Origin of the sequence: Bacillus sp. TH17 (assembly GCF_016651125.1) — a bacterium.
GTDB classification, from domain to species: Bacteria; Bacillota; Bacilli; order Bacillales; family Bacillaceae_G; genus Bacillus_A; species Bacillus_A mycoides.
This window is the reverse complement of the sequence record NZ_JAEKEN010000001.1, coordinates 3,514,598-3,539,873: the sequence shown is the minus strand read 5'-3', so window position 1 is coordinate 3,539,873 and position 25,276 is coordinate 3,514,598. Positions and strand designations below refer to the sequence as shown.

Annotated in this window: 30 protein-coding genes; 23 read left to right on the top strand and 7 right to left on the bottom strand. The window is 35.9% G+C overall.

Features of this window, described 5'->3' with window-relative positions; translation table 11 throughout:
* Positions 1 to 7: 7 nt before the first annotated feature.
* The 10 genes from sigF (at position 8) to JFT95_RS17935 (ending at position 6,955) form a co-directional block, all read left to right on the top strand.
* Positions 8 to 766 carry an RNA polymerase sporulation sigma factor SigF gene (gene sigF, locus JFT95_RS17980; protein WP_002014922.1) on the top strand — a complete coding sequence of 253 codons (759 nt, stop codon included), beginning with the start codon at positions 8 to 10 and terminating at the stop codon, positions 764 to 766.
* Between the two features lie 157 nt (positions 767 to 923).
* Positions 924 to 1,022, top strand: coding sequence for a methionine/alanine import family NSS transporter small subunit (locus JFT95_RS17975; protein WP_201052927.1), 99 nt, complete (start codon positions 924 to 926; stop codon positions 1,020 to 1,022).
* A 115-nt stretch (positions 1,023 to 1,137) separates the two neighbouring features.
* Positions 1,138 to 1,758, top strand: coding sequence for a stage V sporulation protein AA (locus tag JFT95_RS17970; protein ID WP_274606793.1), 621 nt, complete (start codon positions 1,138 to 1,140; stop codon positions 1,756 to 1,758).
* Positions 1,751 to 2,167, top strand: a complete 417-nt coding sequence (spoVAB, locus tag JFT95_RS17965; RefSeq protein ID WP_016092269.1) for a stage V sporulation protein SpoVAB — start codon at positions 1,751 to 1,753, stop codon at positions 2,165 to 2,167. The genes JFT95_RS17970 and spoVAB overlap by 8 nt, the downstream gene beginning before the upstream one ends.
* A 12-nt stretch (positions 2,168 to 2,179) precedes the next feature.
* Positions 2,180 to 2,638, top strand: a complete 459-nt coding sequence (gene spoVAC / locus JFT95_RS17960; RefSeq protein WP_002128953.1) for a stage V sporulation protein AC — start codon at positions 2,180 to 2,182, stop codon at positions 2,636 to 2,638.
* Between the two features lie 13 nt (positions 2,639 to 2,651).
* Positions 2,652 to 3,668, top strand: coding sequence for a stage V sporulation protein AD (gene spoVAD, locus JFT95_RS17955; RefSeq protein WP_002165116.1), 1,017 nt, complete (start codon positions 2,652 to 2,654; stop codon positions 3,666 to 3,668).
* Positions 3,669 to 3,671: 3 nt separating this feature from the next.
* Entirely contained in the window at positions 3,672 to 4,022 is a 351-nt protein-coding gene (gene spoVAE, locus JFT95_RS17950) for a stage V sporulation protein AE (RefSeq protein WP_002014916.1), read from the top strand.
* Positions 4,023 to 4,027: 5 nt separating this feature from the next.
* Positions 4,028 to 4,597 carry a stage V sporulation protein SpoVABEA gene (spoVAEA, locus tag JFT95_RS17945; protein ID WP_002088445.1) on the top strand — a complete coding sequence of 190 codons (570 nt, stop codon included), beginning with the start codon at positions 4,028 to 4,030 and terminating at the stop codon, positions 4,595 to 4,597.
* Positions 4,584 to 6,056 carry a spore germination protein SpoVAF gene (gene spoVAF, locus JFT95_RS17940; RefSeq protein ID WP_002143032.1) on the top strand — a complete coding sequence of 491 codons (1,473 nt, stop codon included), beginning with the start codon at positions 4,584 to 4,586 and terminating at the stop codon, positions 6,054 to 6,056. Before spoVAEA ends, spoVAF begins: the two co-directional genes overlap by 14 nt.
* Positions 6,057 to 6,151: 95 nt before the next feature.
* Positions 6,152 to 6,955 carry a Cof-type HAD-IIB family hydrolase gene (locus JFT95_RS17935; RefSeq protein ID WP_201052926.1) on the top strand — a complete coding sequence of 268 codons (804 nt, stop codon included), beginning with the start codon at positions 6,152 to 6,154 and terminating at the stop codon, positions 6,953 to 6,955.
* A 31-nt stretch (positions 6,956 to 6,986) separates the two neighbouring features.
* Here JFT95_RS17935 and JFT95_RS17930 read toward each other — a convergent pair whose 3' ends face one another.
* Positions 6,987 to 7,853, bottom strand: a complete 867-nt coding sequence (locus JFT95_RS17930) for a DUF1002 domain-containing protein (protein ID WP_201052925.1) — start codon at positions 7,851 to 7,853, stop codon at positions 6,987 to 6,989.
* Positions 7,854 to 8,040: 187 nt separating this feature from the next.
* On the opposite strand from JFT95_RS17930, the gene JFT95_RS17925 reads away from it, so the two are divergent.
* Positions 8,041 to 8,478 (top strand): peptidylprolyl isomerase, encoded by a 438-nt coding sequence (locus JFT95_RS17925; protein ID WP_000853785.1) that lies wholly within the window; start codon positions 8,041 to 8,043, stop codon positions 8,476 to 8,478.
* A 485-nt stretch (positions 8,479 to 8,963) separates the two neighbouring features.
* The gene (gene ribT, locus JFT95_RS17920; RefSeq protein WP_000908403.1) at positions 8,964 to 9,332 is read left to right on the top strand and encodes a GNAT family N-acetyltransferase RibT; all 369 of its coding nucleotides are present in this window, start codon (positions 8,964 to 8,966) and stop codon (positions 9,330 to 9,332) included.
* 20 nt (positions 9,333 to 9,352) lie between these two features.
* Here ribT and JFT95_RS17915 read toward each other — a convergent pair whose 3' ends face one another.
* Positions 9,353 to 9,871 (bottom strand): DUF309 domain-containing protein, encoded by a 519-nt coding sequence (locus JFT95_RS17915; RefSeq protein WP_201052924.1) that lies wholly within the window; start codon positions 9,869 to 9,871, stop codon positions 9,353 to 9,355.
* A 99-nt stretch (positions 9,872 to 9,970) separates the two neighbouring features.
* Entirely contained in the window at positions 9,971 to 10,066 is a 96-nt protein-coding gene (locus JFT95_RS17910; protein WP_000510194.1) for a YjcZ family sporulation protein, read from the bottom strand.
* A gap of 169 nt (positions 10,067 to 10,235) precedes the next feature.
* On the opposite strand from JFT95_RS17910, the gene JFT95_RS17905 reads away from it, so the two are divergent.
* The 6 genes from JFT95_RS17905 to phnF all read left to right on the top strand — a co-directional run bounded on the left by JFT95_RS17905 (position 10,236) and on the right by phnF (position 15,493).
* Complete coding sequence (locus JFT95_RS17905) at positions 10,236 to 10,979, top strand: segregation/condensation protein A (RefSeq protein WP_002143025.1); 744 nt, start codon at positions 10,236 to 10,238, stop codon at positions 10,977 to 10,979.
* A 156-nt stretch (positions 10,980 to 11,135) separates the two neighbouring features.
* Entirely contained in the window at positions 11,136 to 11,708 is a 573-nt protein-coding gene (scpB, locus tag JFT95_RS17900) for an SMC-Scp complex subunit ScpB (protein ID WP_002128944.1), read from the top strand.
* A gap of 78 nt (positions 11,709 to 11,786) precedes the next feature.
* Positions 11,787 to 12,689: a ComEC/Rec2 family competence protein gene (locus JFT95_RS17895; protein ID WP_002143023.1), complete on the top strand. Its 903-nt coding sequence runs from the start codon at positions 11,787 to 11,789 to the stop codon at positions 12,687 to 12,689.
* Between the two features lie 207 nt (positions 12,690 to 12,896).
* Positions 12,897 to 14,039, top strand: a complete 1,143-nt coding sequence (nagA, locus tag JFT95_RS17890; protein WP_201053674.1) for an N-acetylglucosamine-6-phosphate deacetylase — start codon at positions 12,897 to 12,899, stop codon at positions 14,037 to 14,039.
* Positions 14,040 to 14,043: 4 nt separating this feature from the next.
* A complete protein-coding gene (nagB, locus tag JFT95_RS17885; RefSeq protein ID WP_201052923.1) occupies positions 14,044 to 14,832 on the top strand; it encodes a glucosamine-6-phosphate deaminase in 789 nt (262 codons plus the stop codon).
* Positions 14,762 to 15,493, top strand: a complete 732-nt coding sequence (gene phnF / locus JFT95_RS17880) for a phosphonate metabolism transcriptional regulator PhnF (protein WP_078172874.1) — start codon at positions 14,762 to 14,764, stop codon at positions 15,491 to 15,493. Before nagB ends, phnF begins: the two co-directional genes overlap by 71 nt.
* Positions 15,494 to 15,566: 73 nt before the next feature.
* Here the strand turns inward: phnF and JFT95_RS17875 are convergent, their stop codons facing one another.
* Positions 15,567 to 16,385 carry a Cof-type HAD-IIB family hydrolase gene (locus JFT95_RS17875; RefSeq protein WP_002014903.1) on the bottom strand — a complete coding sequence of 273 codons (819 nt, stop codon included), beginning with the start codon at positions 16,383 to 16,385 and terminating at the stop codon, positions 15,567 to 15,569.
* 165 nt (positions 16,386 to 16,550) lie between these two features.
* On the opposite strand from JFT95_RS17875, the gene glcT reads away from it, so the two are divergent.
* The 4 genes from glcT to ptsP all read left to right on the top strand — a co-directional run bounded on the left by glcT (position 16,551) and on the right by ptsP (position 21,913).
* Positions 16,551 to 17,399: a glucose PTS transporter transcription antiterminator GlcT gene (glcT, locus tag JFT95_RS17870; RefSeq protein ID WP_201052922.1), complete on the top strand. Its 849-nt coding sequence runs from the start codon at positions 16,551 to 16,553 to the stop codon at positions 17,397 to 17,399.
* Positions 17,400 to 17,738: 339 nt separating this feature from the next.
* A complete protein-coding gene (gene ptsG, locus JFT95_RS17865; RefSeq protein WP_201052921.1) occupies positions 17,739 to 19,802 on the top strand; it encodes a PTS glucose transporter subunit IIABC in 2,064 nt (687 codons plus the stop codon).
* 135 nt (positions 19,803 to 19,937) lie between these two features.
* On the top strand, positions 19,938 to 20,201 hold the full coding sequence (ptsH, locus tag JFT95_RS17860) for a phosphocarrier protein HPr (protein ID WP_002033915.1): 264 nt from the start codon (positions 19,938 to 19,940) through the stop codon (positions 20,199 to 20,201).
* Positions 20,201 to 21,913: a phosphoenolpyruvate--protein phosphotransferase gene (ptsP, locus tag JFT95_RS17855; protein WP_201052914.1), complete on the top strand. Its 1,713-nt coding sequence runs from the start codon at positions 20,201 to 20,203 to the stop codon at positions 21,911 to 21,913. The genes ptsH and ptsP overlap by 1 nt, the downstream gene beginning before the upstream one ends.
* Positions 21,914 to 21,999: 86 nt before the next feature.
* Here the strand turns inward: ptsP and JFT95_RS17850 are convergent, their stop codons facing one another.
* From JFT95_RS17850 to JFT95_RS17840, 3 genes are all read right to left on the bottom strand, one after another.
* Positions 22,000 to 22,368, bottom strand: a complete 369-nt coding sequence (locus JFT95_RS17850; protein WP_050000339.1) for a DUF3915 family protein — start codon at positions 22,366 to 22,368, stop codon at positions 22,000 to 22,002.
* Between the two features lie 197 nt (positions 22,369 to 22,565).
* The gene (locus tag JFT95_RS17845) at positions 22,566 to 22,784 is read right to left on the bottom strand and encodes a hypothetical protein (protein WP_002088422.1); all 219 of its coding nucleotides are present in this window, start codon (positions 22,782 to 22,784) and stop codon (positions 22,566 to 22,568) included.
* 234 nt (positions 22,785 to 23,018) lie between these two features.
* Positions 23,019 to 23,636, bottom strand: a complete 618-nt coding sequence (locus JFT95_RS17840; RefSeq protein ID WP_002033918.1) for a nitroreductase family protein — start codon at positions 23,634 to 23,636, stop codon at positions 23,019 to 23,021.
* A 310-nt stretch (positions 23,637 to 23,946) separates the two neighbouring features.
* Here JFT95_RS17840 and JFT95_RS17835 point away from each other — a divergent pair, with 310 nt between their 5' ends.
* Positions 23,947 to 25,239, top strand: a complete 1,293-nt coding sequence (locus JFT95_RS17835; RefSeq protein WP_078177784.1) for a sensor domain-containing diguanylate cyclase — start codon at positions 23,947 to 23,949, stop codon at positions 25,237 to 25,239.
* Positions 25,240 to 25,276: the final 37 nt, after the last annotated feature.

Genomic DNA, 25,276 nt, shown 5'->3' with positions numbered 1-25,276 from the left:
ATAGCCAATGGACATAGAGGTCAGAAATGAGAAGAAGAAACCTCAGTTAAAGGACCACGAGCTAAAAGCGTTAATTCAAAAAAGTCAAGATGGAGATCAACAAGCGAGAGATACAATCGTTCAAAGTAATATGCGTCTCGTATGGTCGGTTGTACAGCGATTTCTTAATCGAGGATACGAACCAGACGATTTATTTCAAATTGGATGTATTGGACTCTTAAAATCGGTAGATAAATTTGATTTATCTTTCGACGTGAAATTTTCAACATATGCAGTTCCAATGATTATCGGTGAAATACAACGATTTTTACGTGACGATGGATCAGTGAAAGTAAGTAGATCTTTAAAAGAAACAGGAAACAAAGTCCGAAAGATGAGAGACGAGCTTTCGAAAGAATTTGGAAGGGCTCCAACGATTAATGAGGTAGCACAGGCTCTTGAACTAACGCCGGAAGAAGTTGTTCTGGCGCAAGAAGCGAGTCGTGCTCCTTCGTCGATACATGAAACTGTGTATGAAAACGACGGAGATCCAATTACTATTTTAGATCAAATTGCAGATCAATCGGAAACGAAATGGTTTGATAAAATTGCTTTAAAAGAAGCAATTAGAGAATTGGATGAACGAGAAAGGCTAATTGTGTATTTGCGCTATTATAAAGACCAAACCCAATCAGAAGTAGCGGAGCGAATAGGCATTTCGCAAGTACAAGTTTCAAGACTTGAAAAGAAAATATTAAAACAGATGAAAGATCGAATAGATGAATAGCTATCTATTCGATTTTTTTTGTTGTAACGTATGGTTGGTCGATAGCGGCAGCATTCCTTCTAGTCGCGTTAGTTATTGGTCTGAAAAAATGGAATGCACAAATACATTCAGACTCTGTCCAGCTTGAAAAAGAATGGAAGGACCGAGGTGTTTCATGATGAGTGGATCAGTAATTATGATGATGGTTATAGGTATGGTAGTCATTTGGGGAGGACTTGCATTAAGTATTGCAAATTTATTTAAGAAAAAGGCATAAGCTAAAAACATCTGTACCGAAATGGTACAGATGTTTTTTTATGAAAAAATTGTATTAGAAAAAATTCCAATAACCATACTACAACTACGAGGAAGAGTGAAGGGGTGAATGGAAATTGGAAGGAACAATTTATATTAAAATGCGCAATCGCTTAAAAGTGTCTCCTACGTATGAAGTAAAGCTGAGCGATGTTGCTCAACTTGCCGGAGATTCTTTTGTAGTTGAGTTGTTACAAAATGAAATAGTCTACAAAATAACAGCGCATGATAAAACACATGTTGTAATTGATGTTATGAAAGTGATTGAGATTATTCAACAAAAAGCGGCTCGCATACAAATTAATTTACTTGGTTCTGGACAAACTCTTGTTGAAATTATATACGAAAAAAAGAAAGTGCATCCGGTTTTCTTCGGACTTGTATGGTTGTTACTTTTCATTGGAGCGGCCCTTGCGATCATTTATTTCCATGAAGATGTAAGTATGCAACAAGTACACCAACGGTTATATTACATGATTACTGGAGAATTTAAGGCGCAACCACTTTTATTTCAAATTCCTTATTCATTAGGTCTTGGATTAGGTATGGTCTTATTTTTTAATCATGTATTTCAAAAGAGAATTAATGAAGAGCCGAGCCCGTTAGAAGTTGAGATGTTTCAATATCAGCAGTCGCTTGATCAATATGTAATTGTTCATGAAAACAAGGATAATATGAAACAGATTGCTGATGATTGAGTGTGCATTTGTTGTATTAATTGGCTTAGCTGGAGGAATTGCAGTAGGTAGCGGATATGTCGCGTTTTTAGCTGTACTTGGTATAATCCCTCGTTTAGCTCAATTAACGAGAAGTGGAAAGCATATTCAATACTTTGAGTGGGCGGTCATTGCAGGTACTTTAACAGGGGCTTGGTGTAGTTTGAAAAATATTACATTTCAAACGTCACAATATTGGCTTGTTATATTAGGGATATTTTGTGGCACATTCATTGGAATGCTCGCTGCGGCGTTAACGGAAGTGTTAAACGTTTTACCTATTTTAGCGAAACGAGTAAGGGTAGAGGAGAAAATTATTGTTTTACTCGTTGCTCTTGTACTTGGGAAAGTAATAGGCTCGTTGTTTCACTGGATTTATTTCGTAAAGTAGGAGGCAATATATATGGCAGGGCGAAAATTGAAGGACGATTACATAAATAAAGTGAAGGAGTACCATCCAAAACCGAACTATTTCATAAATTGTGTGAAGGCATTTCTTGTTGGTGGACTCATTTGTACGGTAGGAGAAGTGTTGATGAAATTTTATATACATTACTTTCACTTTAGTGAGAAAGAGGCAGGAAACCCTACAGTTGCAACTCTTGTTTTACTATCAGCGATTTTAACAGGGTGTGGTGTATATGATAAAATCGGGCAGTTTTCTGGAGCGGGATCAGCAGTACCAGTTACTGGATTTGCGAATTCTATGGCGAGTGCCGCACTAGAGCATAGGAGTGAAGGGATTGTTCTAGGAATCGCTACTAACATGTTTAAGCTTGCAGGAAGTGTCATTGTATTTGGAGTCGTCGGTGCATACATTATCGGGTTAATAAGATATACATTTCAAATTTTAATGTCTTAAAGGAGGGGTGGGTATGAGATTGACAGGAAAACAAACGTGGGTATTTCAAAATGATATCTTCGTGAATGCAACTGGTACTGCTGTCGGTCCGAAAGAAGCTGAAGGCCCTCTTGGAAAGGATTTTGATATTTCATATTCTGACTTACATTGCGGAGAGGAAAACTGGGAACTTGCTGAACGAAGGTTAATGTCAGACTCAATTCAACAAGCGATGCAAAAAGGGAATATAAAAAAATCGCAAATTGATTTCTTTTTAGCGGGAGATTTATTAAACCAAACAGTGACAGCAAATTATGTTGCTCGTGAGTATGGTATTCCTTTTTTAGGGATGTTCAGCGCTTGTGCGACGTCAATGGAAACTTTGGCGATTGGATCAGCTTTTATAGATGGTGGATTTGCGAATCGTATTTTAGCTACAGTAAGTAGTCATAATGCGACGGCTGAAAGACAATTTCGTTCCCCGACAGAATACGGAGGACAAAAGCCAGGGACAGCAAACTCAACTGTTACCGGAGCAGGGTCAATATTAATTAGCAATGAGGAGAGTGCAATTAAAATAACAGCAGCAACAATTGGTAAAGTGCAAGATTTAGGAATTGCTAATCCTTTAGATATGGGATCAGCGATGGCACCAGCTGCTGCTCATACAATTCAACAACATTTTGAAGATTTGAGAAGAAGTGCAGCTGATTATGATCTTATTGTTACTGGTGATTTATCGGCTGTTGGGACACCAATTGCGAAACAACTTTTACTTGAGGAAGGGTATGATTTGGGGAATGTATACAATGATTGTGGATTAATGATTTACAATTCAAATCAAGAAGAAGTGTTTGCAGGGGGCAGTGGTTGTGCTTGTTCAGCTGTTGTAACATACGGCCATTTATTGCGTGAAATGCAAAAAGGGAATTTACAAAGAATTTTTGTCGTTGCAACTGGAGCTCTATTAAGTCCCATGATGATACAACAGAAGGAAACGATTCCAACGATTGCGCATGGTGTTGTGTTTGAAAGCGTTAAAGGAGAGTGAATTGTGGATTTTATATATGCATTTCTTGTAGGAGGAGCTATTTGTGTAATTGGACAAGTGTTGCTAGATTTCGCAAAGTTAACACCGGCACATTTAATGGCAACTTTTGTAGTCGCCGGAGCTATTTTAGACGGATTCGGATTGTACGATAAGCTTATAAAATTTGCAGGTGCTGGGGCAACAGTCCCTATTACAAGTTTTGGACACTCACTATTGCACGGGGCAATGCATGCGGCAGAAAAACATGGATATTTAGGAATTGGAATCGGTATGTTTAGCTTAACGTCTGCGGGGATTTCAGCAGCGATATTATTTTCATTTTTTGTTGCACTTATATGTAAACCGAAAGGATAAATCAAATGAGACGAAGGGTTGTTTTGGTCACAGATGGAGATGAATATGCAAAGCGGACAATTGAGCTGTTAACAAAGGAATTTGGGGGGAGGTGTATTTCAGCATCGCAAAGTAATCCGACCAAATTGACAGGGAAGAAAGTTGTTGAGCTTATTATGCAAACGCCATATGACCCTGTATTTGTCATGTTTGATGACAGCGGATTTATAGGAGAAGGATCTGGTGAAAAGGCGTTAAAGTATGTCGCAACACATAAACAAGTTGATGTACTCGGTATTTTAGCAGTAGCATCTAATACACATCATTGGGAATGGGCGCGTGTAGATGTAAGTGTAGATCGGAATGGGAATTTGACAGAATATGGCGTTGATAAATTTGGACTCCCAGATGGTGAAATTGGCAGGATTAGTGGGGATACGATTTATTGTTTAGATGGTCTGAATGTTCCTGTCATAGTGGGGGTCGGTGATATTGGCAAGATGTGCGGAAATGATGAATGGGAGAGAGGATCACCTATTACTAGAAAGGCGATTCAATTAATTTTGGAAAGGAGTGGCTTTTATGACGAAGCCTAAAAAAGTGAATATCCCGATTTCATCTTTTTTAAGTGATAATGAAAATTATTTAAAGCAAACAGTTGGACTTGGTGTTACATACGATGTTGGTATTCGTAAATTTAAAATTTTAAATAAAGAAATTGGTGTGTTATTTGTAAATGGACTTTGTGATACGAATTATATTATCCCTATTTTAGAAGAAGCGGTGGATACAAATGAAATAAGGGATGTAGAAGAAGATACAGTAAAGCTTTTAGAGAATCGTTTAATTCATCAACAAGTAAGTAAAGTAAAAACGATGGATGATGTAATGCTCCAAGTATTATCAGGACTCATTGTTATATTTGTGGAAGGTGAAACTGAAGCGTTCGCAATAGATGTTCGTAGTTATCCGGGCCGGACACCGACAGAACCAGATACAGAAAAGGTAGTGCGTGGTGCAAGGGATGGATTTGTTGAAAATATCGTTGTAAATACAGCGTTAATTCGTAGAAGAATACGCGATCCACGTCTTCGAAATGAAATGATTCGAGTAGGGGATAGATCGCAAACGGATATTTGTATTACATATGTACAAGATGTTGCAAATCCGGATTTAGTGAAGATTATAAAACAAGAATTAAATAATATTGAAGTAGATGGGATTACGATGGCGGATAAAACGGTAGAAGAATTTGTAGTGAAACAAGGTTATAATCCATTCCCGCTTATCCGATACACAGAGAGACCAGATGTAGCAGCAAATCATCTGTTAGAAGGACATGTGTTAGTACTCGTTGATACATCACCAAGTGCTATGATCACTCCAACAACATATTTTCACCATTTACAGCATGCAGAAGAGTTTAGACAAAATCCAGCTGTAGGTACATTTTTACGTTGGGTACGTTTTTTAGGTGTTATATTTTCGCTATTCTTACTGCCATTTTGGCTAGTTTTTGTTTTTGATCCGACTCTTTTACCGGAAAGTCTTGCTTTCATTGGACCAAATAAGATGACGCATTTACCGATTTTATTACAAATTTTGATGGCGGAAGTCGGACTCGAATTTTTAAGAATGGCTGCCATTCATACACCGACATCATTGTCGTCGGCAGCAGGATTAATTTCTGCCATATTAATTGGTCAAATTGCAATTGATGTAGGTTTGTTTGTACCAGAAGTTATTTTGTACGTAGCAGTTTCTATGATTGGAGCATACGCTACGCCAAGTTATGAACTAGGGCTTGGGAATAAGATAGGAAAATTGTTTGTCATTATTTTAACAGGCATATTTCATGAAATGGGATTTGTCATTGGAATGACGATATTGATTCTATTTTTAACATCTATAAAAAGCTTGCAAACACCGTATTTATGGCCGTTTTTACCGTTTGATTGGGGCGCGTTAACGAAAATTTTACTTCGTCCAACTATGTCTAGTTTAAAGGTTCGTCCAAGTATTGTAAGACCTCAAAATGTGCGAAGACAAAAATAAGCGGAATTATGCTCCGCTTATTTTTTATTGAAAATTTATTGTTTTTTTAACAAAAATCAAACATTTTTTTTGTACAATTAGAGTAGATATTGTGTATGGAAGGGGAAGAGGACATGATTAAACTATTTGTAAGTGATTTAGATGATACACTCGTTTACAATATGAATGATATGCAAAAAGAAGATGAACGAGCGCTTTGTTGGCTAGCTGAAAACGGGACAAATATTTGTTTTGCCTCTGGCCGTTTTACTCACCGAATTGATGAGGCGGTAAAAAGGTTTTCGTTCCCGTATTACACAACTAGTTTAAATGGAGCGACAATGATACTACCGGATGGAAAAGTATTTCATGAATCGAGTTTTGAAGATGGGGTTGCCCAGGAAATATATCGATATATACATAAAAAGGGACTAGCAGATATTGTTTGTGCAAATGAGCAGCGATATACAAAAAGGAAGAATGAACATCACCATACTTTTGAAGAGTATATGGGAGTGCATATTGCTGAAATCGAAGAGTTAGAAGAGGAATTTGGGAAGACTGTACATCCTGCGAAATTATTTGTTTTTGGCGAAGAAGAAAAAATTGTAGTATTAGATCAAGAGTTGAGAGATACATTTCATAGCGAAGCGGAAGTCTTTATATCGGGTAAGCGATATGTTGACATTATGCCAAGAGGTGTAAGTAAAGGAAGCGCTCTGAAGCGATTAATGGAACATTTACAAATTGAAGCAAATGAAGTTGCATGTATTGGAGATTCTTTCAATGATATTTCTATGTTTGAAGTAACCCCGCACTCCTTCACCCTCCATCATGCTCATCCGTATGTGAAGGAGAAAGCAAATTATGTTGTCCGTTCGGTTGAAGAAGCTATTATGAAATTACCGTTACTTGTATAAAAAAGAAGCTCGTCACTGGCGAGCTTCTTTTTTACTTGAATAAAGATTTAACGAAATCAATGATACTAGAGAAGAAATCTTTTACTTTATCTAGGAAACTTTGCCCTTCTTCAGATCCTAAGAAGGCAGACACATGGTCTTTTGCTTTCTCTAATTGGCTACCAACTTGGTTCCAATCGATATTAAGATTTTTCATTTTATCAAATAACGCTACTAGGCTATCCAACTGTTCATCTGTTAATGTAATACCGAGTTGATCAGCAATTTTTTTAATTAATGTACGTAAATCTTCAGTTGTTTTTGGCTGTTCTTTTGCAATTTCTTCTTTAATTTTTGCAACAAGTTGAACTGCTTTTTCTTCGCCGATTTTATCACCAAGCTGGGCTGTTTGTACCATTTCTTCATTGGCTACTTTTTTTACTTCTTCAGGAATGGCTTTGTTTGATGTTGTTTCATAGGCCTTCATTAAACCTGTTAAAGCAGCAGTTCCTGAAACTTTAAATGGTGCAGTAATTTGAATCTCTGCATCTTTCACACCTGCTGTAATAAGTGCATTTGTGTACATTGCATCTGTTATCGAATTAATGTTTTTTGAGCGTACAATGAGACCAGATCCTGGTTTTGTGTATGTAATCATAGAAGAGGAAATTGCTCTTGTACCAATTTGTGCTTTTGGAACAATTCCTTCTAGAAATTTATGTTCTTCCGCATTAGACACAGTGATGATTGTAGCATCTTTTGGTGCTTTCATTTCTTTTAACAGCTCTTGTTTTTGTTGTTCAGATAAGTTTTCTCCTAGTGTAACAATTGATTCTCCCTCAATGATGTCTGCAAATGAAGCTGTTGGCATAATAAATACGGCTACAGCTAATAGCAGAGCTAGTAATTTCGCTTTCACGAAAAATCGCTCCCTTTCTCTTTCTGAAATTTTCGGGCAACACAGTTATTATAGTATATTTTTCTTATTTGTCACCTAGCTTCTTCCACATTTCAAAAAAGAAGTATGCAGATTGTCGGATTCTTTTTGTTTCTCGTCATGAATATGGTAATATAGTGCTGAGATAGTTGAAAGGAGACATATACATATGAAAACTTTAGGATACATATTAATGGAAAATGGCGAAAAAATCGATTTAGAATTTTTCCCAGAAGAGGCACCAAAAACAGTAGAAAACTTTAAAAAATTAGCAGAGCAAGGATTTTATGATGGTGTGACATTCCACCGCGTTATTCCTGGCTTCGTAAGCCAAGGTGGAGACCCAACAGGCACAGGAGCAGGTGGCCCAGGTTACTCTATCCCATGTGAAACTGATGGAAATCCTCATAGACATCTTGTTGGCTCACTTTCTATGGCACATGCTGGCCGTAATACAGGTGGTAGCCAATTCTTTGTTGTTCATGAGCCACAACCGCATTTAGATGGCGTACATACTGTATTCGGTAAAGCAACAAGCGGTATTGAAACAGTATTAAACATGCGTCAAGGCGATGTAATGAAAGAAGTTAAAGTTTGGGAAGAATAAGTTACGAGAAAAGGAGAGCGATTTTGCTCTCTTTTTTTATTTCCTATAAACAGGGATTGGTATATATTTTAAAGTATATGACACAAATAGGAAGGCTAATAACGTTAAATTATATTGTTCATGAGAACACACTTTTAACAAAATACATAGGATGGAGTACGAATTATATGCTTCAATAAATGTATTTCTCTTAACATATTGCTTTTAGTAGAACTACTTTGTTCAAAAGTGGTTAATAAGTGAAATGTGATGAGAAAGGGATTTTCCTTTTAGTTCCTATATAGTATTGTCTCTTTTTTGAGCGGTGTAATAGAAAGAAATAGCGTGGAAACATATATTTGACTTTCTTCTTAACGCTTTGTATGATTATCAAGTTGTTTCAGCCCCTTCTCACTCTGGTAAAAATATTGTAGAATGAATGTGATATGAAAAGAGTGATTGAGGGGATAAATAGTTTGTAACTTTTGTAAGAAGGGATAAGGGTTATGTTAATTCGTTTTAAAAAAAGTTATGAAAAAATTGCAATGGGGCTTCTTTCATTTATGCCAACTGAAAAAGATGTAAAAACATTACAATTGACAATGAAAGAATATGAAGCGAAAGAGGATTGGCAATTGTATTTGTGGAAACAAAATGAAGATTTTGTTGGGATAATGGGGATTATAAAAAAAGAAGATCAGGTATTGGAAATTCAGCATTTGAGCGTGAATCCGTCTCACCGTCATATGGGGATTGGGACGAAGATGGTTCAAGAGCTTAAGAGTAAATTTCTTGAGTTTACAATTTGCGGAAATGAGCAAACAGCAAGTTTTTGCAAAAAGTGTAAAGAGCTTGAACAAAATATACATTCATGAAAGCAGGGATAAGTAGTTTATTATCTCTGCTTTCTTTTTTGTAGTTGCTCGTGTCGCTCAGAAATGACTTCTGTTCGATCACGCAATGTGTGCTTACTTATGATGTATTCACCAGGAATGACGTTCACATCTTTCCAAGAGAGGTTTTGTTTCTTACATAACTGTATGCATTGTTTTTCTAACGATACGTCTAACAATGGTAAAAATAACGGCGCAAAAATTTCCTTTTTGTGGATAAAGTGTAATCTTTCATTTAATAAGAACACAAGTTGTTTATGATCTATTCCTAATTGATGTAAAGATGTACTGTTCTTTTCTAAAAGTGCTATTGCGCTTTTTATCATCTTCTCTGCACCATTCCAGTTGGATCGTCTGTGATGGTATAAGGAAACAGCAATTTGAATGAGACCGACTAAGTAATTGTCGCGTTCTCCTCTAGGTTTTAATTTCCAATACTCTTCTAATATTTCATGACATTCAAAATAATCATAGTCTCCGTGAAAATGAATTAAAAATTGTATGTACTCGGTAGGATACATTTTATTCGCTCCTGTCTAACGGTTATATGTACAGTTTATCATAGAAATATTAACAATAAGCGACTAGGGAAATATCCCTAGTCGCTTTATTGCGTCCTATTAGCAGAAGCAAGCTGCTCCTACAATGATTAGTAAAATGAACAGTACAACAAGTAATGCGAACCCACCGCTAAAACCGCAATCAACGTGACCCATAGTTTTTTGACCTCCTACATTGTTCTTACTACATTGTTATCATATGAAGCGGTGGGCATTATGACATGGGCATAGGTCTATTTTTAATTAAATTTCTTAAAAAGGTTGGATAGAACATGAGTATGCTCTATACTTATGGTGTTATAGAAAAAATGTGGTGGGATGCTTTGTGCAGTATAATTTTAAAGTAGAGGCTTTTGAAGGGCCTTTAGATCTATTGTTACACTTAATAAATCGTTACGAAATTGATATATATAATATTCCTGTAGCGAAAATTACAGAGCAATATCTATCTTATGTCCATACGATGAAAGAATTACAATTAGATGTTGCCAGTGAGTATTTAGTAATGGCTGCAACGTTATTACAAATTAAAAGTAAAATGTTGTTACCGAAACAAGAAGAAGATGTACCTGATAACGGTGAAGACTTTATAGATGATCCTCGTCAAGAATTGATGGAGAGGTTAATTGAATATAAGAAATATAAGCAAGTTGCTACTGAGTTAAAAGAAAGAGAACAAGAAAGAGCACAGCTATATACACGTCCGCCAATTGATTTTACATCATTTCAACAAGAAGAGGAGACAAGCTTACCTCTTGATGTTACGTTATATGATATGTTAGCGGCATTTCAAAAGCTAATGCGTCGTAAAAAAGCAAAAACCCCCGTAACAACGCGAATTACTCGCCAAGAAATACCAATTGCACAGCGAATGACTGATATTCTACAACAGTTAGAAGTAAGAGGCGGTCGTCAAAGCTTTTATGATTTGTTTGCTGATGAAGAACGTGAAATAATGGTTGTAACATTTTTAGCGGTTCTTGAGCTAATGAAAAATCAACAAATCATAATTGAGCAGGAACATAATTTTGATGAAATTTTCGTATCAAGCTCTAATAAATCCGTATAGAGTTGATGTGAAGATGGGATAGAAATATTTTATCTCATGTTAGGTTTTAATGTATCGTTTGGAACGAGAGAAGAAATATTGAACCGAACGCATTTACTGTGATTCGGTTTTTTTATGTGTGTTTTTTATGGGAAATAGGAGAAAGGAGTTCGTAAAATGGATAGAAAAGAACAAAAATCGATTATTGAAGGGCTTTTATTTGTTGCAGGTGACGAAGGGATTTATCCGGAACAGATAGCTAAAGTTCTGGAAGTTGAAGTGGAAGAAGTAATAAACAGTATAGAGGAAATGCAAAAAGAATGCGAAGGATCGAATCGCGGTTTGCAAATTGTACAATATGCAAAAGTGTATCGTTTTGCAACAAAGAAAGAACATGCTTCGTACTATCAAAAATTAATAGATACTCCAACCGCGGCTTCACTTTCTCAAGCAGCTCTTGAAACGTTGGCAATCGTTGCGTACCGTCAACCGATTACAAGGACAGAAATGGAAGAGATTAGAGGTGTGAAAACGGACAAGGCATTACAAACGTTAGTTTCACACTTACTTATAAAAGAAACGGGAAGAGCGGAAGGACCAGGGCGCCCTATTTTATACGGAACGACGAAAGAATTTTTAGATACGTTTGGATTGAAAACATTAGATGATTTACCACCTCTTTCGGAAGAAAATGAACAAATGAATGAAGCAGATTTGTTCTTTGGTTCTTTACAGGAATTATCAAAATAAAAGCTTAGCATTTTGCTAAGCTTTTTTTGTATATCAATTACAGAGCGTGCCATACTAAATGAAAAAAGGAGACGAGTTATGAAAGGTGTACGGAGTATTCTATTGTTGGTTTCTGTTTTATTATGTTTTTCGTTAAACAGCGCATCGGCTAAAAGATATATGATGTCTATTCATACTGCGTCTTCTATACATATGCATCGGCAACATTTTGGTAAAATGAAAGTGAGTTTTTTAAAAGTTGGACAAGGTGATGCGACACTTATTACATTGCCAAATGGTCAAACGATGTTAATAGATGGGGGCCCTTATGAAGCGGGAGAGGTTATTATTCAAAAACTAATTGAAAAAGGAATTAATCATTTAGATGTGATTGTAAGTACTCATCCTGATATGGACCATATAGGGGGGCTTATTCCAATTGTAGAACAAATGCCGGTTTCACTCGTATTAGATAGTGGAAAAACATATAGTTCATTTACTTATCATACGTATCGGAATAATATTAAAAAAAGGGGTATACCTTTCATTTCAGTGAAGGAAGGACAATATATACCGTTAGATCCACATGTTTCTATACAAGTATTAAACAATGGTAAATCGAAAGACGAGAATAACGAGTCCTCAATTGTGTTAAAGATTCGATATGGTAAAGCGGACTTTTTATTAATGGGTGATGCTGATATACGGACGGAAAATGAAATATTAAAGCAATTTGATGTACATGCAGATGTATTAAAAGTTGGGCATCATGGCTCGTATACTTCAACGAGTGAAACATTCTTAAAAAAAGTAGATCCACAATTCGCTATTCTTTCGTACGGGAGTAGAAATCCGTATGGGCATCCTCATCAGAGTGTAGTAAGACGATTAAAACAGCGTGGTATAATGATATATGGAACAAACAAGCGAACTGTGGAAATAGAAACAGATGGTGAACATATTACTATGGGGGCAAGCGGTCTTATGCCATTACTTAAGTAACTAATTATATTAAGAGATTATTATCCATTTTGGTAAAAATGGATAATATATATTAGAATGAAAAAGAAATCAATTTCCTTTTTTCGCTGAACGAAGAGGAAATTTCATTAGAATGTATAGACAACTACTTGTGTGTATATTAAGATGGAATTAGGCGAATAAGGTAATAATAATAAGTAGGTATTTCATGGGAAAGGGTCGATGAAAATGAAAACGCAAGTTGTCATCAATGCCGAAATTTATACAGGTAAAGAAGTAGTGGGAAACGGATTTATTCGTTACACAGAAACAGTTAAAGAAATTGGTTTGATGGCTCAATATGTATCACAAGAAAATGAAACTGTGTTAGATGTGGCAGGAAAGATTGTGATTCCAGGTATGATTGATGTTCATATTCATGGTGGATACGATATTGATGCGATGGATGCAAATAGTGATGGATTAGTAACTCTTGGTAAAGAAATGTTAAAAGAAGGAGTTACAACTTACTTCCCAACAACAATGACACAAGCTCCAGAAGCGATTGAAGCGGCGCTAAGTGCTGCGAAGGAAGCGAAAGACAAAGGAGCACATTTCGAATATATTCACTTAGAAGGACCATATGTTTCAAAAAAACGTGCGGGTGCACAACCACTTGAACATATTGTTCCTGCGAGTATCGAGCAATTTAAACAATGGCAGGAAGCAAGCGGTAATCTAATTAAATTAGTAACATATGCACCGGAAGAAGAAGGTGCGTTAGAGTTTGAACAGTATCTTGCTGAAACAGGTGTTGTTGGCACAATGGGGCATACAGATGCAATTGATGCACAACTGAAAAATAGAAACATTACACATGCAACACATTTATACAATCAAATGCGTGGATTACATCATCGTGAACCAGGAGTTGTTGGTCATGTGTTATTAAATCCAGATGTAATGGTTGAAGTAATTACAGATGGTATTCACATTCACCCTGATATGGTGAAATTAGCATATAAATTAAAAGGACCGAAAAAAGTAAGTGTCATTACAGATGCAATGCGTGCAAAAGGTCTTGAAGAAGGATTATATGAGCTTGGCGGACAGCCAGTACATGTAAAAGATGGCAGTGCCCGATTAGAAGATGGAACGTTAGCTGGTAGTATTTTAAAAATGGATCAAGCTTTCCGAAATGTAATTGAATTTACAGGATGTTCAATCGAGGAGGCAGTGTTAATGACATCAGTTAACCAAGCAGAAGAATTTGGATTAAATAATAAAGGCGCGTTAGCGGTAGGTAAAGATGCAGACTTTGTTGTTATGACTGAAGAATTACATGTATATGATACGGTTCGTTTAGGAATTCATATGAAGGAAGGGAAGTAATTAGATGAATATTCTTGTTGTAAAAACTCCAGAAGAATTAGCAGAAGCAGGTTATAAGTTAATTAAAGAGGTTGTAAAATCAAAAGAAAATCCAACTTTAGGAATGGCTACAGGAAGCTCTCCATTAGGTATTTATGCAGAAATGCGAAAAAATAAACTTGATACAAGTCATGCAACCACTGTAAACTTAGATGAGTACGTAAATTTACCACACGAAGATAAAAACAGCTATCACTATTTCATGCAAGAACAGTTGTTTGATCATCTTCCATTTAAACAAACTTATGTACCGAATGGGATGGCAAGTGATTTAGAGGAAGAGTGCAAGCGTTATGAAGGCATTCTAGTAGCTAACCCAGTTGACTTACAGATTCTTGGAATCGGTGAAAACGGTCACATCGGATTTAATGAGCCAGGAACACCATTTAATTCTCCAACTAACATTGTAGAATTAACAGAATCTACACGCCAAGCAAACCTTCGCTTCTTTGAAAATGAAGAAGATGTGCCGACTCATGCGATTACAATGGGAATTGGAAGTATTATGAAAGCGAAACAAATTCTACTTGTTGCTATGGGATCTAAAAAGGCAGAAGCTATTAAAGAATTATTGCAAGGTGAATGTAGTGAGGCGTGTCCTGCTACAGTTTTACAACGTCATCCGAATGTAACCGTAATCGCAGATCCAGAAGCTCTATCTTTATGCAGTGAGGCGATTGCTGATGAACATCGACAAGTATTCACCATTTCCGATTTATTATCAGATTCAAGAGTGGGTGAAACAGCTAATTGAGGAAGGCGAATGGAAGCCGGGAGATAAAATTCCATCTGAGAATGAACTTTGTGATAAGTTCGAAGTGAGTCGTATGACAATCAGACAGGCGATTAATAACTTAGTGGAACAAGGTTATTTATACCGGAAACGTGGGATTGGAACGTTCGTCCAACTTCCGAAAGTGGAGCAAAAGTTGCAAGGAATGACGGGATTCACAGAAGATATGATATCTCGTGGTATGAAGCCGAGCAGCCAGTTATTAAGTTTCCGCCTAGTTCCAGCTACTGCTAAAATAGCAGACCGGCTGAGAATACAAGAGGGAGAATCGGTTTATGAAGTGAGGCGTACGCGCTTAGCTGATGACGAACCGATTGCATTTGAGACGACATATTTGTCGCCAACTCTTGTGAAAGATATTAACGAAGAAATATTACAACAATCTTTATATGAACATTTAGAGAAAAAACTGGGCTTTAAGCTTGTTCGCGCTACTCAATCAATTGAAGCTTCAATTGCAACGGATAATGAAGCTGAACATCTGCATATTCCTAAAAAGGCGCCTGTACTTGTAATGCGTCAATGGTCATATTCAGAAGGTGAGTTACCGTTAGAGTATGTGAAATGTATTTATCGTGGGGATCGTTACAAGTTTATTACGAACATCGCACGTAACAAGTAATATATTTCAGTTTGTGAAGTACAGTGAACTTTGATGTTTTCAACATGTAAAGAAATAAAAATACGACTCATCCTTATAAGGATCGAGTCGTATTTTTATTTGCTTCTTCATTATAAACAAGTACTTGGTTAACGGCATCTTTGACAGCATCTACTACATAGTGAGCGTGCTCTTTTACCGCATCATCAGCTTGAGACATAGCAAAACTATGAGGAGTTAAGGAAAACATTGGAATATCATTGTAAGAATCCCCTATGCATGCAACCTCCTCTGGTTGTATTTGAAACTCTTGTAATAAAACAGAAATAGCAGAACCTTTACTAATATTTGGTGGCATTACATCTAAACATTGTTCAGCTGAAATGAAAGTACTAACTTTTCCATGGAATTTTTCATCGATCTTTTTTTGAAGGAGTTGTAAGTTTTCCTTTGTTCCACCGATAGAAATTTTATTTGGAAAAATTGTATCATCGATTTTCTGTAATAAATTTGGTTCTTCAACAGAAGTCATTGCTACTTGTTTTTCGAGTTCATGAATAAAAGGTGTCTTTTCTTCAATATAGTAATTATGCTCATCACTTACATAACGGAAATAAGGGTCTTGATTTGTCATAGCTAGTAAATCAGGAAGAATGCTGGAATCAAAATTTGCGGATAATAGTTGCTTATTTTCATTAGTGTATACAAACACACCATTTACACTAATACGATGGAAATTTGTATTTACAGCTTTCATTAAGTCTGCGATTTCATTATCAAGTCGTCCAGAAGCGAAGCAAAGAATAACATTTTGCTCAGCAAGACTGCGAAGTGCCGCAACATCCTGTTCATCAATCAGACCTCCATGCTGCATCATTGTACCGTCAATATCACTTACAAACATTTTAATCATGTTGCTATCTCCTTTCTATGTACAGTTGCTCTTACATTATACGTATCATATACAAACATGTCTAAAAAATGAATTTTTATCAAATGGTAGATGTTTTACATTGACGACAAAGAAGAATGTTCTGTAACATAAAAGTAGGCTATTTAAGTACGAGGGTGGTGTTATATGAGTAATTATCTAGAAATTAAAAAAGTTTTAAATAATAATGTCATCATTGCTAGCCATCCTGAACACGAGGAAGTAGTAGTGATCGGTAAAGGAATTGGATTTGGAAAAAAGGCTGAAGATGTGTTGGGGCAAGAACAAATTGAGAAAATGTTTGTTTTAAAAAATGAACGTGATCGAGAACAATACAAACTTTTAGTGCCGCATGTGAGTGAAAAGCTAATTGAATTGATGAATGATATTATGTTATACATTCAAGAAAAAGCGGAGTCTCCATTAAATGAACATATTCATATCGCTTTAACAGATCATATTTCTTTTGCAATTAAAAGGCTGAAACAAGGACTTACAATAGATAATCCTTTTTTAGTTGAAACGAAAATGCTATATCCAGAGGAATATGAAATTGCTGAAGGAGTTGTGAAACTTTTAAATTCTCGTTTGCAAATTACATTACCAGAAGGAGAAGTTGGCTTTATCGCACTCCATATTTATAGCTCGCTTACAAACTCTGATTTATCTTCTGTTAATCAAAATTCTCGTCTTATTGCACAACTTGTGTCTTTAATTGAGACAAACCTACAAATTACATTAGACCAAGAAAGCATTCATTATTTACGCCTTATTCGCCATTTACAATATGCTATTGAACGGGTGAAAAAAGGAGAAAAAGTAGAAGAAGCACAAAGTTTTGCTGATTTATTAAAATTAGAATATCCAGTTTGTTACAATTTGGCGTGGAAGCTAGTCAAAGTAATGCAGAACGAATTACAACTTCCTGTTTATGAAGCGGAGAGTATTTATTTAACGATGCATTTACAACGATTAGTGAAAGCAGAACATGTGTAAAAAGACATATATTTTTGTCTAAAATGAAAACGTTAAAAAAATGATTGAATCGCTTACAATAGTTATGTATAATAACTATTGCAAAGTTATACAAAATTCGACAAACACATTAAGGTAAATAACGAAAACGTTTGCTTTAATTATAGTGAACTTATACGTAATCCTATTTTTGACACGTGTTACTGATTCGATCAGGCATGAGTGGAGAAAAGTTGGGAATGTAAGCTAAAGAAAGGGACATACTACCCTTTGTATAGCTATCGTTCTATCTTTTTTTTCCTCATGCCTTTTTGGCGTTTGTCGAAAAGTATCAATATAGATAAGAGAGGAAGGGTTTCCATGTTTAAGAAGATCTTTGGTGTTCTTCAAAAAGTCGGAAAAGCGCTTATGCTTCCAGTAGCGATTTTACCGGCAGCAGGTATTTTACTTGGATTTGGTAATGCATTTCAAAATCCACAACTAACAAATGTTATCCCTGCTTTAAAAGCAGATTGGTTCGTAATGGTTGCAAAAATTATGGAACAATCTGGCGATATTATTTTCGCTAACCTTGCGCTATTATTCGCAGTTGGGGTAGCGATCGGTTTAGCTGGTGGAGACGGAGTAGCTGGTTTAGCAGCGTTCGTCGGATACTTAATTATGAACAAAACGATGAGTGTGTTCTTAGAAGTAGATAAACTAGTGAAAGTAACAAGCACTGGAACAGATCCAGTGAAAATTGGATTTTCAGATCCAGCATATGCAAACGTATTAGGAATTCCAACGCTGCAAACAGGAGTGTTTGGTGGTATTATCGTCGGGATAGTAGCGGCATATTGTTATAATAAATACTTCAACATTGAATTACCATCATACTTAGGTTTCTTTGCAGGTAAGCGTTTCGTACCAATCGCAACTGCAACATTCTCTTTAGTGGTAGGTATTATCATGTGCTTCATTTGGCCATACATTCAGGGTGGCTTAAATACGTTCTCACATCAAATGATTGATGCAAATAGAACGATAGCAGCATTTATATTCGGTTTAATCGAACGTTCATTAATTCCATTTGGATTACATCATATTTTCTATTCACCGTTCTGGTTCGAATTCGGTCAGTATACAAATGCAGCTGGCGAATTAATCCGTGGTGACCAAAAAATCTTTATGGCACAGTTAAAAGACGGCGTAGAATTGACAGCAGGTACATTTACAACTGGTAAGTATCCGTTCATGATGTTCGGTCTTCCAGCAGCAGCTTTAGCAATGTACCATGAAGCACGTCCGGAAAATAAAAAATTAGCAGCTGGTATTTTAGGATCTGCTGCATTAACATCTTTCTTAACAGGTATTACAGAACCGCTTGAATTTTCATTCTTATTCGTAGCACCAGTATTATTCGGAATTCATGCAGTATTCGCTGGTCTATCATTTATGACAATGCAAATTTTAGGTGTTAAAATTGGTATGACATTCTCTGGTGGTTTAATTGACTTCATATTATTCGGTGTACTACCAGGTCGTACGGCATGGTGGTGGGTAATTATTGTTGGTCTTGTACTAGCAGTTATTTACTACTTCGGATTCCGTTTCGCAATCCGTAAATGGAACTTAAAAACACCTGGTCGTGAAGTAGCGAATGCTAATGAAGGCGCAGGGAAAACAGAAGCAGGAGAACTTCCACATGAAGTATTAGTAGCACTTGGTGGTAAAGAAAATATTGCTTCGTTAGATGCTTGTATTACTCGTTTACGCGTTCAAGTTAACGAACAAAAAGATGTAAATAAAGACCGCTTAAAAGAGCTTGGAGCAGCCGGTGTACTTGAAGTTGGAAATAACATTCAAGCTATTTTCGGACCGAAATCTGACACATTAAAATCACAAATTCATGATATTATGTCAGGTCGTACACCTCATGTTGAAAAAGAAGCGCCTGTAAAAGTGGAAGAAGCTCCTCAACAGGTTGATGAAAATGAAACAATCGTTTCACCAATTGAAGGGAAAATCTTACCGATTACAGAAGTACCTGACCAAGTATTCTCAGGGAAAATGATGGGAGATGGATTTGCGATTGAGCCAACAGAAGGAACAGTAGTTTCTCCGGTTAATGGTGAGATTGTAAATGTATTCCCTACAAAACATGCGATTGGTATTCAGTCTGAAGGCGGAAAAGAAATTTTAATCCACTTCGGTATTGATACTGTAAAATTAAATGGTGAAGGCTTTGAAGCGCTTGTAGCACAAGGTGATAAAGTGAAGCAAGGACAACCATTATTAAAAGTAGATCTTGCATTTGTAAAAGAAAATGCACCATCTATTATTACACCAATCGTCTTTACGAATTTACAACAAGGGCAACAAGTCGAATTGAAAAAAGATGGAAATGTTAAGAAGGGCGAAAACGCTATTATTGACATTCAGTAGGAATTTGACGCAAAATGTTTATAATTATAATAGGCGATGTGGTTGACCGAACATCGCCTATTATATACAATAGATGATGTAGTACTCACGTCTATACAACTAAAAAAATAATGTATTTGAAGGAGATAAATTATCATGGAAAAAATCTTTAAAGTAACTAGCGACTCAGGAATTCATGCTCGTCCAGCAACTCTACTTGTAAACACTGCAAGCAAATTTGGTTCTGACATCAACTTAGAGTATAACGGAAAAAACGTTAACTTAAAATCAATCATGGGTGTTATGTCTTTAGGAATTCAACAAGGCGCGGAAATTAAGGTCACTGCAAATGGTGATGATGCAGCTCAAGCACTAGCAGCTATCGAAGAAACTATGAAAAACGAAGGATTAGGAGAATAATGACTCTTAACATTCAAGGGATCGCTGCATCAAGTGGGATTGCTATTGCAAAGGCTTTCAGACTTGAGAATCCTGAATTTAACATTGAAAAGAAATCAATTACAAACGAAGCTGCTGAAATTGCACGCTTAGACGCTGCGCTTGAGAAAGCAAAATCTGAACTAGAAGCTATTAAGGACCACGCTTTTGCTGAGCTAGGTGCTGATAAAGCTGCTATCTTTGAAGCACATTTATTAGTATTAAATGATCCGGAATTAGTAAATCCAGTAAAAGATAAAGTAAATAGCGAAAAAGTAAATGCTGAATTTGCAATGGATGAAGTTGCATCAATGTTTATTTCTATGTTTGAAAACATGGATAACGAATACATGAAAGAACGTGCTGCGGATATTCGCGACGTAACAAAACGTGTTCTTGCGCATTTACTAGGAATTAACTTCTCAAACCCTGGTACAATTTCTGAAGAAGTAATCATCATTGCTGAAGATTTAACACCATCTGATACAGCTCAGTTAAACCGTAAGTATGCAAAAGGTTTCACAACTGATATCGGTGGACGTACATCTCACTCTGCAATTATGGCTCGTTCTATGGAAATTCCGGCTGTTGTTGGTACGAAGGTTGTTATGGAGAAAATCCAAAACGGCGATATCGTAATCATTGACGGTTTAGATGGAGAAGTAATTGTAAACCCATCTGAAGAAACTCTTCGTTCTTTTGAAGAAAAGAAAGCGAAATTTGAAGAGCAAAAAGCTGTATGGGCAAAATTAAAAGACCAAGCAACTGTAACAAGTGATGGACATCACGTTGAGCTTGTTGCTAATATCGGAACACCAAATGATGTACAAGGTATTATCGATAATGGCGGAGAAGGCGTTGGTTTATACCGTACAGAATTCTTATACATGGGCCGTGACAATCTTCCAACAGAAGAAGAGCAGTTCGAAGCGTATAAAGCAGTTCTTGAAGGTGTAAAAGAAGATCAACCAGTCGTTGTTCGTACACTTGACATCGGTGGAGATAAAGAGCTTCCATACTTACATTTACCAAAAGAAATGAACCCATTCTTAGGATACCGTGCAATTCGCTTATGTCTTGATGAGCAAGATGTGTTCCGTACACAACTTCGTGCATTACTTCGTGCTAGCGTATACGGTAACTTAAAAATTATGTTCCCAATGATTGCAACTCTTGATGAGTTCCGTCAAGCGAAAGCAATCTTATTAGAAGAGAAAGAAAGACTTGTTCAAGCGGGTACAACTGTTTCTGATTCTATTGAAGTTGGTATGATGGTTGAAATTCCAGCTTCAGCAGTATTAGCAGATCAGTTCGCAAAAGAAGTTGATTTCTTCTCTATCGGAACAAATGACTTAATCCAATACACAATGGCTGCAGACCGTATGAACGAACAAGTAGCTTACTTATACCAACCATATAACCCATCTATTTTACGTCTTGTAAAAATGGTTATCGATGCTGCTCATAAAGAGGGCAAATGGGCTGGTATGTGTGGTGAGATGGCGGGAGATTCACTTGCTATCCCATTATTATTAGGCTTAGGTTTAGATGAGTTCAGTATGAGTGCAACATCTATTCTTCCTGCAAGAACACAACTAAGCAAGTTGTCAAAAGCAGAAATGGAAACATTAGCAGAAAAAGCATTAATGATGTCAACTGCTGAAGAAGTTGTTGAATTAGTTAAAAGCATATAATAGTAAAAAAACCTGAGTCGATTCGAAATCGATCTCAGGTTTTTTTGCTACATATACCTTAGGTGATTTTATTGTTTAAACTTATCTTAAAGAGCAATTGCGATAACATCTTCTGGGCAAACACGTAAAATCCCTTCAAATCTATCGTCATTACGATTGTTTCCATTCTTATCATCTTTGTTGTTGTCTTTGTCGTCATCTCTTCTTAATGCAGAGAATAGAGCAATACCGTTACAGAACCCCTCAAAAACTAAATTGCGGAATGTTCCATTTCCTTTTAGTTTAAGAAGCGAAATCTCAGTGCCTATAGAAAGATGTGCAAGTACGTTACATACAGCAGCTCGTTGTGGTCTAACTTCTTCTCTCTCTTTCTCGCGATGTTCGCGATGGTCACACTCTCTTTCACGATGATGACAGTCTCTAAAGTTATCACAGCATCCAAATGATCCAAACATAATCCTCATCACCCCCTTCACACTTATAATCTATGTAAGTTCGGTAGTCGGTGACTGGACAGATAATGAAAATTTTTCTAGGGGATTTTCTCATTTTAAATGACTAGATGGGTATTTAGTATGGAATGATGTTTAAAATAGGGGAAATATCACAAAAAAATGTAAAGACCACCTCAATGAAATAAATTAGGTAGCCTTTACACTTTTTTGCTTTTATATAAAACGATGATATATACAGGAAGAGCTAGGAGTAGTGGTGCAATGGATCGTGCAGTGTGTTTTTCTGCTTCTAATTGTAACGCTTCTTCTTTTGGGAATTGTAACACTGATATGTTTGCAGCATCGCCAATAAAATATAGCAGTAGTACAGTTACTATGTAACTTAAAAGTGCGATAAAGCTTCCGTATGAACTCAATGAAAATCCCTCTCTTGTTATCTATTTGTTATCATTGTATCACAATTGTAACAAAAATACACGGTTATATTTCAATGCTTTAACAAATTTCGACACAAAACGCCATATTTGTTTATAGTGATAGCGTAAAAATTACAATTTCTCTATGTGTAGATGTCGAATAATAAATTGTAATATTACGGATGTGTGACAGAATATAAAAAAACGAAGGTAATGAAATTACCTTCGTTTTTATTATTTCGCCCATTCACTTACTTGTTCTACGCTCATGCGCGGTGCAGGGTGACCTTTTAAAGTGGATTCACCAATTGTAATAAGCATAATTGGTACGTAACGAGATGAAACATTAAATTCTTCCATTAGTGCTTGTGGGTTGAAACCACCAATTGCGCAAGTATCCCAGCCAGTTGCTTTAGCAGCAAGCATAAGTTGCATTGCTGCTAAAGCAGCATTTGAAAAGGCAGCATCTCGCGGGTATTGCTCACGAGTATATGCAGATTCAATATTTTTAGCTAAGCGCTCTTTTGCGTCTGCTTTCATAAATCCTTGTTCTACAATTGGACCGTAAACAGGTTCAACATTTTTATATGCCTCTAAATCACCTAAAATAGCGACTACGGCAGAAGCATCAAGAATTTGTTGTTGGTTATAGGCAATTGGGTGTAATCGTTTTTGTACATCTTCGCCTTGGAAAACAAGGAATTTCCAGTGTTGCAAGTTCCAAGCAGAAGGTGCTTGCGCAGCTGCTTTTAAAATTTCATGTAACTCTGTAGATGAAATTTCTTTTTCAGGGTTGAATGCACGTGTAGATGTGCGTTCATATAAAACGTTAAAAAAGTCATTGTTTGTCATTATATATCCTCCAAATTACATATCAACTTAATATAAAATAAATGTAATATACTCTACTTACATTTTGTAAGTTATTGAATTTAAGAATATAATACCTTTATTTTAATTGTCAAGTTTTAAATAGTAAGGCAGGGCATTCATACAAACGATACAATTCATATAATCATACACTAAAAAAGGAATTTCCAGAGCAGATAAGCGAAGATAACATTCTCAATTAGCTTGTTAATATGAGTTCCTCATAATTCTTTATAAAATGATTGTGAGGAATTCAGTAGAACAAGATATATGAAGTGAGTGAAGACTAGTGATGAACATACTACATTTTTTATTAGAGAATACTGTTTTCCAAAATGTATTACAAGATCTTCAGTTGAATGTCCTTTATATAGAAGATGGATGTACACATCAACAAACGATAGAAAACGTCCATCCAAAATGTATGTTTATAGCAAATAGTTTTGAAGAAGGAGAAATATTGTTTCATAGAACTAGACCACATATTGTAATTATGTATGTAACAGATTTTGCTCAAATAAAATATATAAAGAATATATATGATTCACGGAGTACATTCATTATCATTTGGGATCAACAGATAAACAATGAGTTTGCAGATTTACTACTGTTAGGAATACGTAATATTGTTATAGCACCAGTAACCCCACAAGTGGTACTAGAGGAAGTGAATAAGAGTTTATATCAACTTTCTTTAGTGCGGCAAGTAGGTTTACAACAAGAATTACTTCAAACGATGTTTGATTTTCAAAATGATTTATTATTTATAGTAGAAGATGATGAGATTGTTGATTGTAACACGAATTTTTTACAATTCTTCGGACATGATAATTTATTTACGTATCGTGAAAAACATTTAGTGTTTGCAGAACATCTTATTAGAGAGAACGGATATTATTCGACGACTCACGATATAACATGGCTGGATGATACTTTATCAAATGGAAGAAGAATTAAAATGTATAATTATGAAGGAGAAGCATTTACTTTTCTATTACGTGCGACACCATTACCAGAAGACTTATCACGATTTATAGTAAAATGCACAGAGATTACAGAATTAGATGAAATCTATCAAGAGCAAGAAAGATTGGCTATGATAGATTCATTGACAGAAATATATAATCGCTTGAAATTCCAACAAATATTGGAGACAGAGTGGGAGAATGTATTACGTAATGATGAAAAAGTTGCACTTATTTTGTTTGATATAGATAATTTTAAATCAGTAAATGACACATATGGTCATGATTTTGGCGATTTAGCATTAGTACAACTTGCAGATCTTATGAAATCTAAAGTTGAAGATCAACATGTATTTGCAAGATGGGGAGGAGAGGAATTTATAATATTAGTGACAAATACGGTAGAAAAAGAAGCGTTTCAAGTTGCGGAATCATTGCGATTTTTCATTGAAACAAAGCATTTCTCTGGAATTTCGAAATTAACAGCGAGTTTTGGAGTTGCGTTATATGAGCAAGGGATTACAAGAGAAGAGTTAATGCAAAGAGCGGATATTGCGTTATATGAAGCGAAAAAAAATGGGAAAAATCAAGTATGTATATATAGAAAAGAAAAAATGTGATTTTTCGCAACAAATTGTTGCGATTTTTTTTTATTAC

Excerpts from the sequence above, each read along its gene's own strand:
- ptsP (WP_201052914.1), top strand. The coding sequence starts at position 20,201 with ATGACTCTTAACATTCAAGGGATCGCTGCATCAAGTGGGATTGCTATT.
- spoVAF (WP_002143032.1), top strand. The coding sequence starts at position 4,584 with ATGACGAAGCCTAAAAAAGTGAATATCCCGATTTCATCTTTTTTAAGT.
- scpB (WP_002128944.1), top strand. The coding sequence starts at position 11,136 with ATGGATAGAAAAGAACAAAAATCGATTATTGAAGGGCTTTTATTTGTT.
- JFT95_RS17850 (WP_050000339.1), bottom strand. The coding sequence starts at position 22,368 with ATGTTTGGATCATTTGGATGCTGTGATAACTTTAGAGACTGTCATCAT.
- JFT95_RS17895 (WP_002143023.1), top strand. The coding sequence starts at position 11,787 with ATGAAAGGTGTACGGAGTATTCTATTGTTGGTTTCTGTTTTATTATGT.
- ptsG (WP_201052921.1), top strand. The coding sequence starts at position 17,739 with ATGTTTAAGAAGATCTTTGGTGTTCTTCAAAAAGTCGGAAAAGCGCTT.
- spoVAD (WP_002165116.1), top strand. The coding sequence starts at position 2,652 with ATGAGATTGACAGGAAAACAAACGTGGGTATTTCAAAATGATATCTTC.
- JFT95_RS17910 (WP_000510194.1), bottom strand. The coding sequence starts at position 10,066 with ATGGGTCACGTTGATTGCGGTTTTAGCGGTGGGTTCGCATTACTTGTT.
- sigF (WP_002014922.1), top strand. The coding sequence starts at position 8 with ATGGACATAGAGGTCAGAAATGAGAAGAAGAAACCTCAGTTAAAGGAC.
- JFT95_RS17915 (WP_201052924.1), bottom strand. The coding sequence starts at position 9,871 with ATGTATCCTACCGAGTACATACAATTTTTAATTCATTTTCACGGAGAC.
- spoVAB (WP_016092269.1), top strand. The coding sequence starts at position 1,751 with ATGATTGAGTGTGCATTTGTTGTATTAATTGGCTTAGCTGGAGGAATT.
- JFT95_RS17840 (WP_002033918.1), bottom strand. The coding sequence starts at position 23,636 with ATGACAAACAATGACTTTTTTAACGTTTTATATGAACGCACATCTACA.
- JFT95_RS17975 (WP_201052927.1), top strand. The coding sequence starts at position 924 with ATGAGTGGATCAGTAATTATGATGATGGTTATAGGTATGGTAGTCATT.
- glcT (WP_201052922.1), top strand. The coding sequence starts at position 16,551 with ATGAGTAATTATCTAGAAATTAAAAAAGTTTTAAATAATAATGTCATC.
- JFT95_RS17925 (WP_000853785.1), top strand. The coding sequence starts at position 8,041 with ATGAAAACTTTAGGATACATATTAATGGAAAATGGCGAAAAAATCGAT.
- JFT95_RS17875 (WP_002014903.1), bottom strand. The coding sequence starts at position 16,385 with ATGATTAAAATGTTTGTAAGTGATATTGACGGTACAATGATGCAGCAT.
- spoVAC (WP_002128953.1), top strand. The coding sequence starts at position 2,180 with ATGGCAGGGCGAAAATTGAAGGACGATTACATAAATAAAGTGAAGGAG.
- JFT95_RS17935 (WP_201052926.1), top strand. The coding sequence starts at position 6,152 with ATGGAAGGGGAAGAGGACATGATTAAACTATTTGTAAGTGATTTAGAT.
- JFT95_RS17835 (WP_078177784.1), top strand. The coding sequence starts at position 23,947 with ATGAACATACTACATTTTTTATTAGAGAATACTGTTTTCCAAAATGTA.
- spoVAEA (WP_002088445.1), top strand. The coding sequence starts at position 4,028 with ATGAGACGAAGGGTTGTTTTGGTCACAGATGGAGATGAATATGCAAAG.
- phnF (WP_078172874.1), top strand. The coding sequence starts at position 14,762 with ATGAACATCGACAAGTATTCACCATTTCCGATTTATTATCAGATTCAA.
- ptsH (WP_002033915.1), top strand. The coding sequence starts at position 19,938 with ATGGAAAAAATCTTTAAAGTAACTAGCGACTCAGGAATTCATGCTCGT.
- nagA (WP_201053674.1), top strand. The coding sequence starts at position 12,897 with ATGAAAACGCAAGTTGTCATCAATGCCGAAATTTATACAGGTAAAGAA.
- nagB (WP_201052923.1), top strand. The coding sequence starts at position 14,044 with ATGAATATTCTTGTTGTAAAAACTCCAGAAGAATTAGCAGAAGCAGGT.
- ribT (WP_000908403.1), top strand. The coding sequence starts at position 8,964 with ATGTTAATTCGTTTTAAAAAAAGTTATGAAAAAATTGCAATGGGGCTT.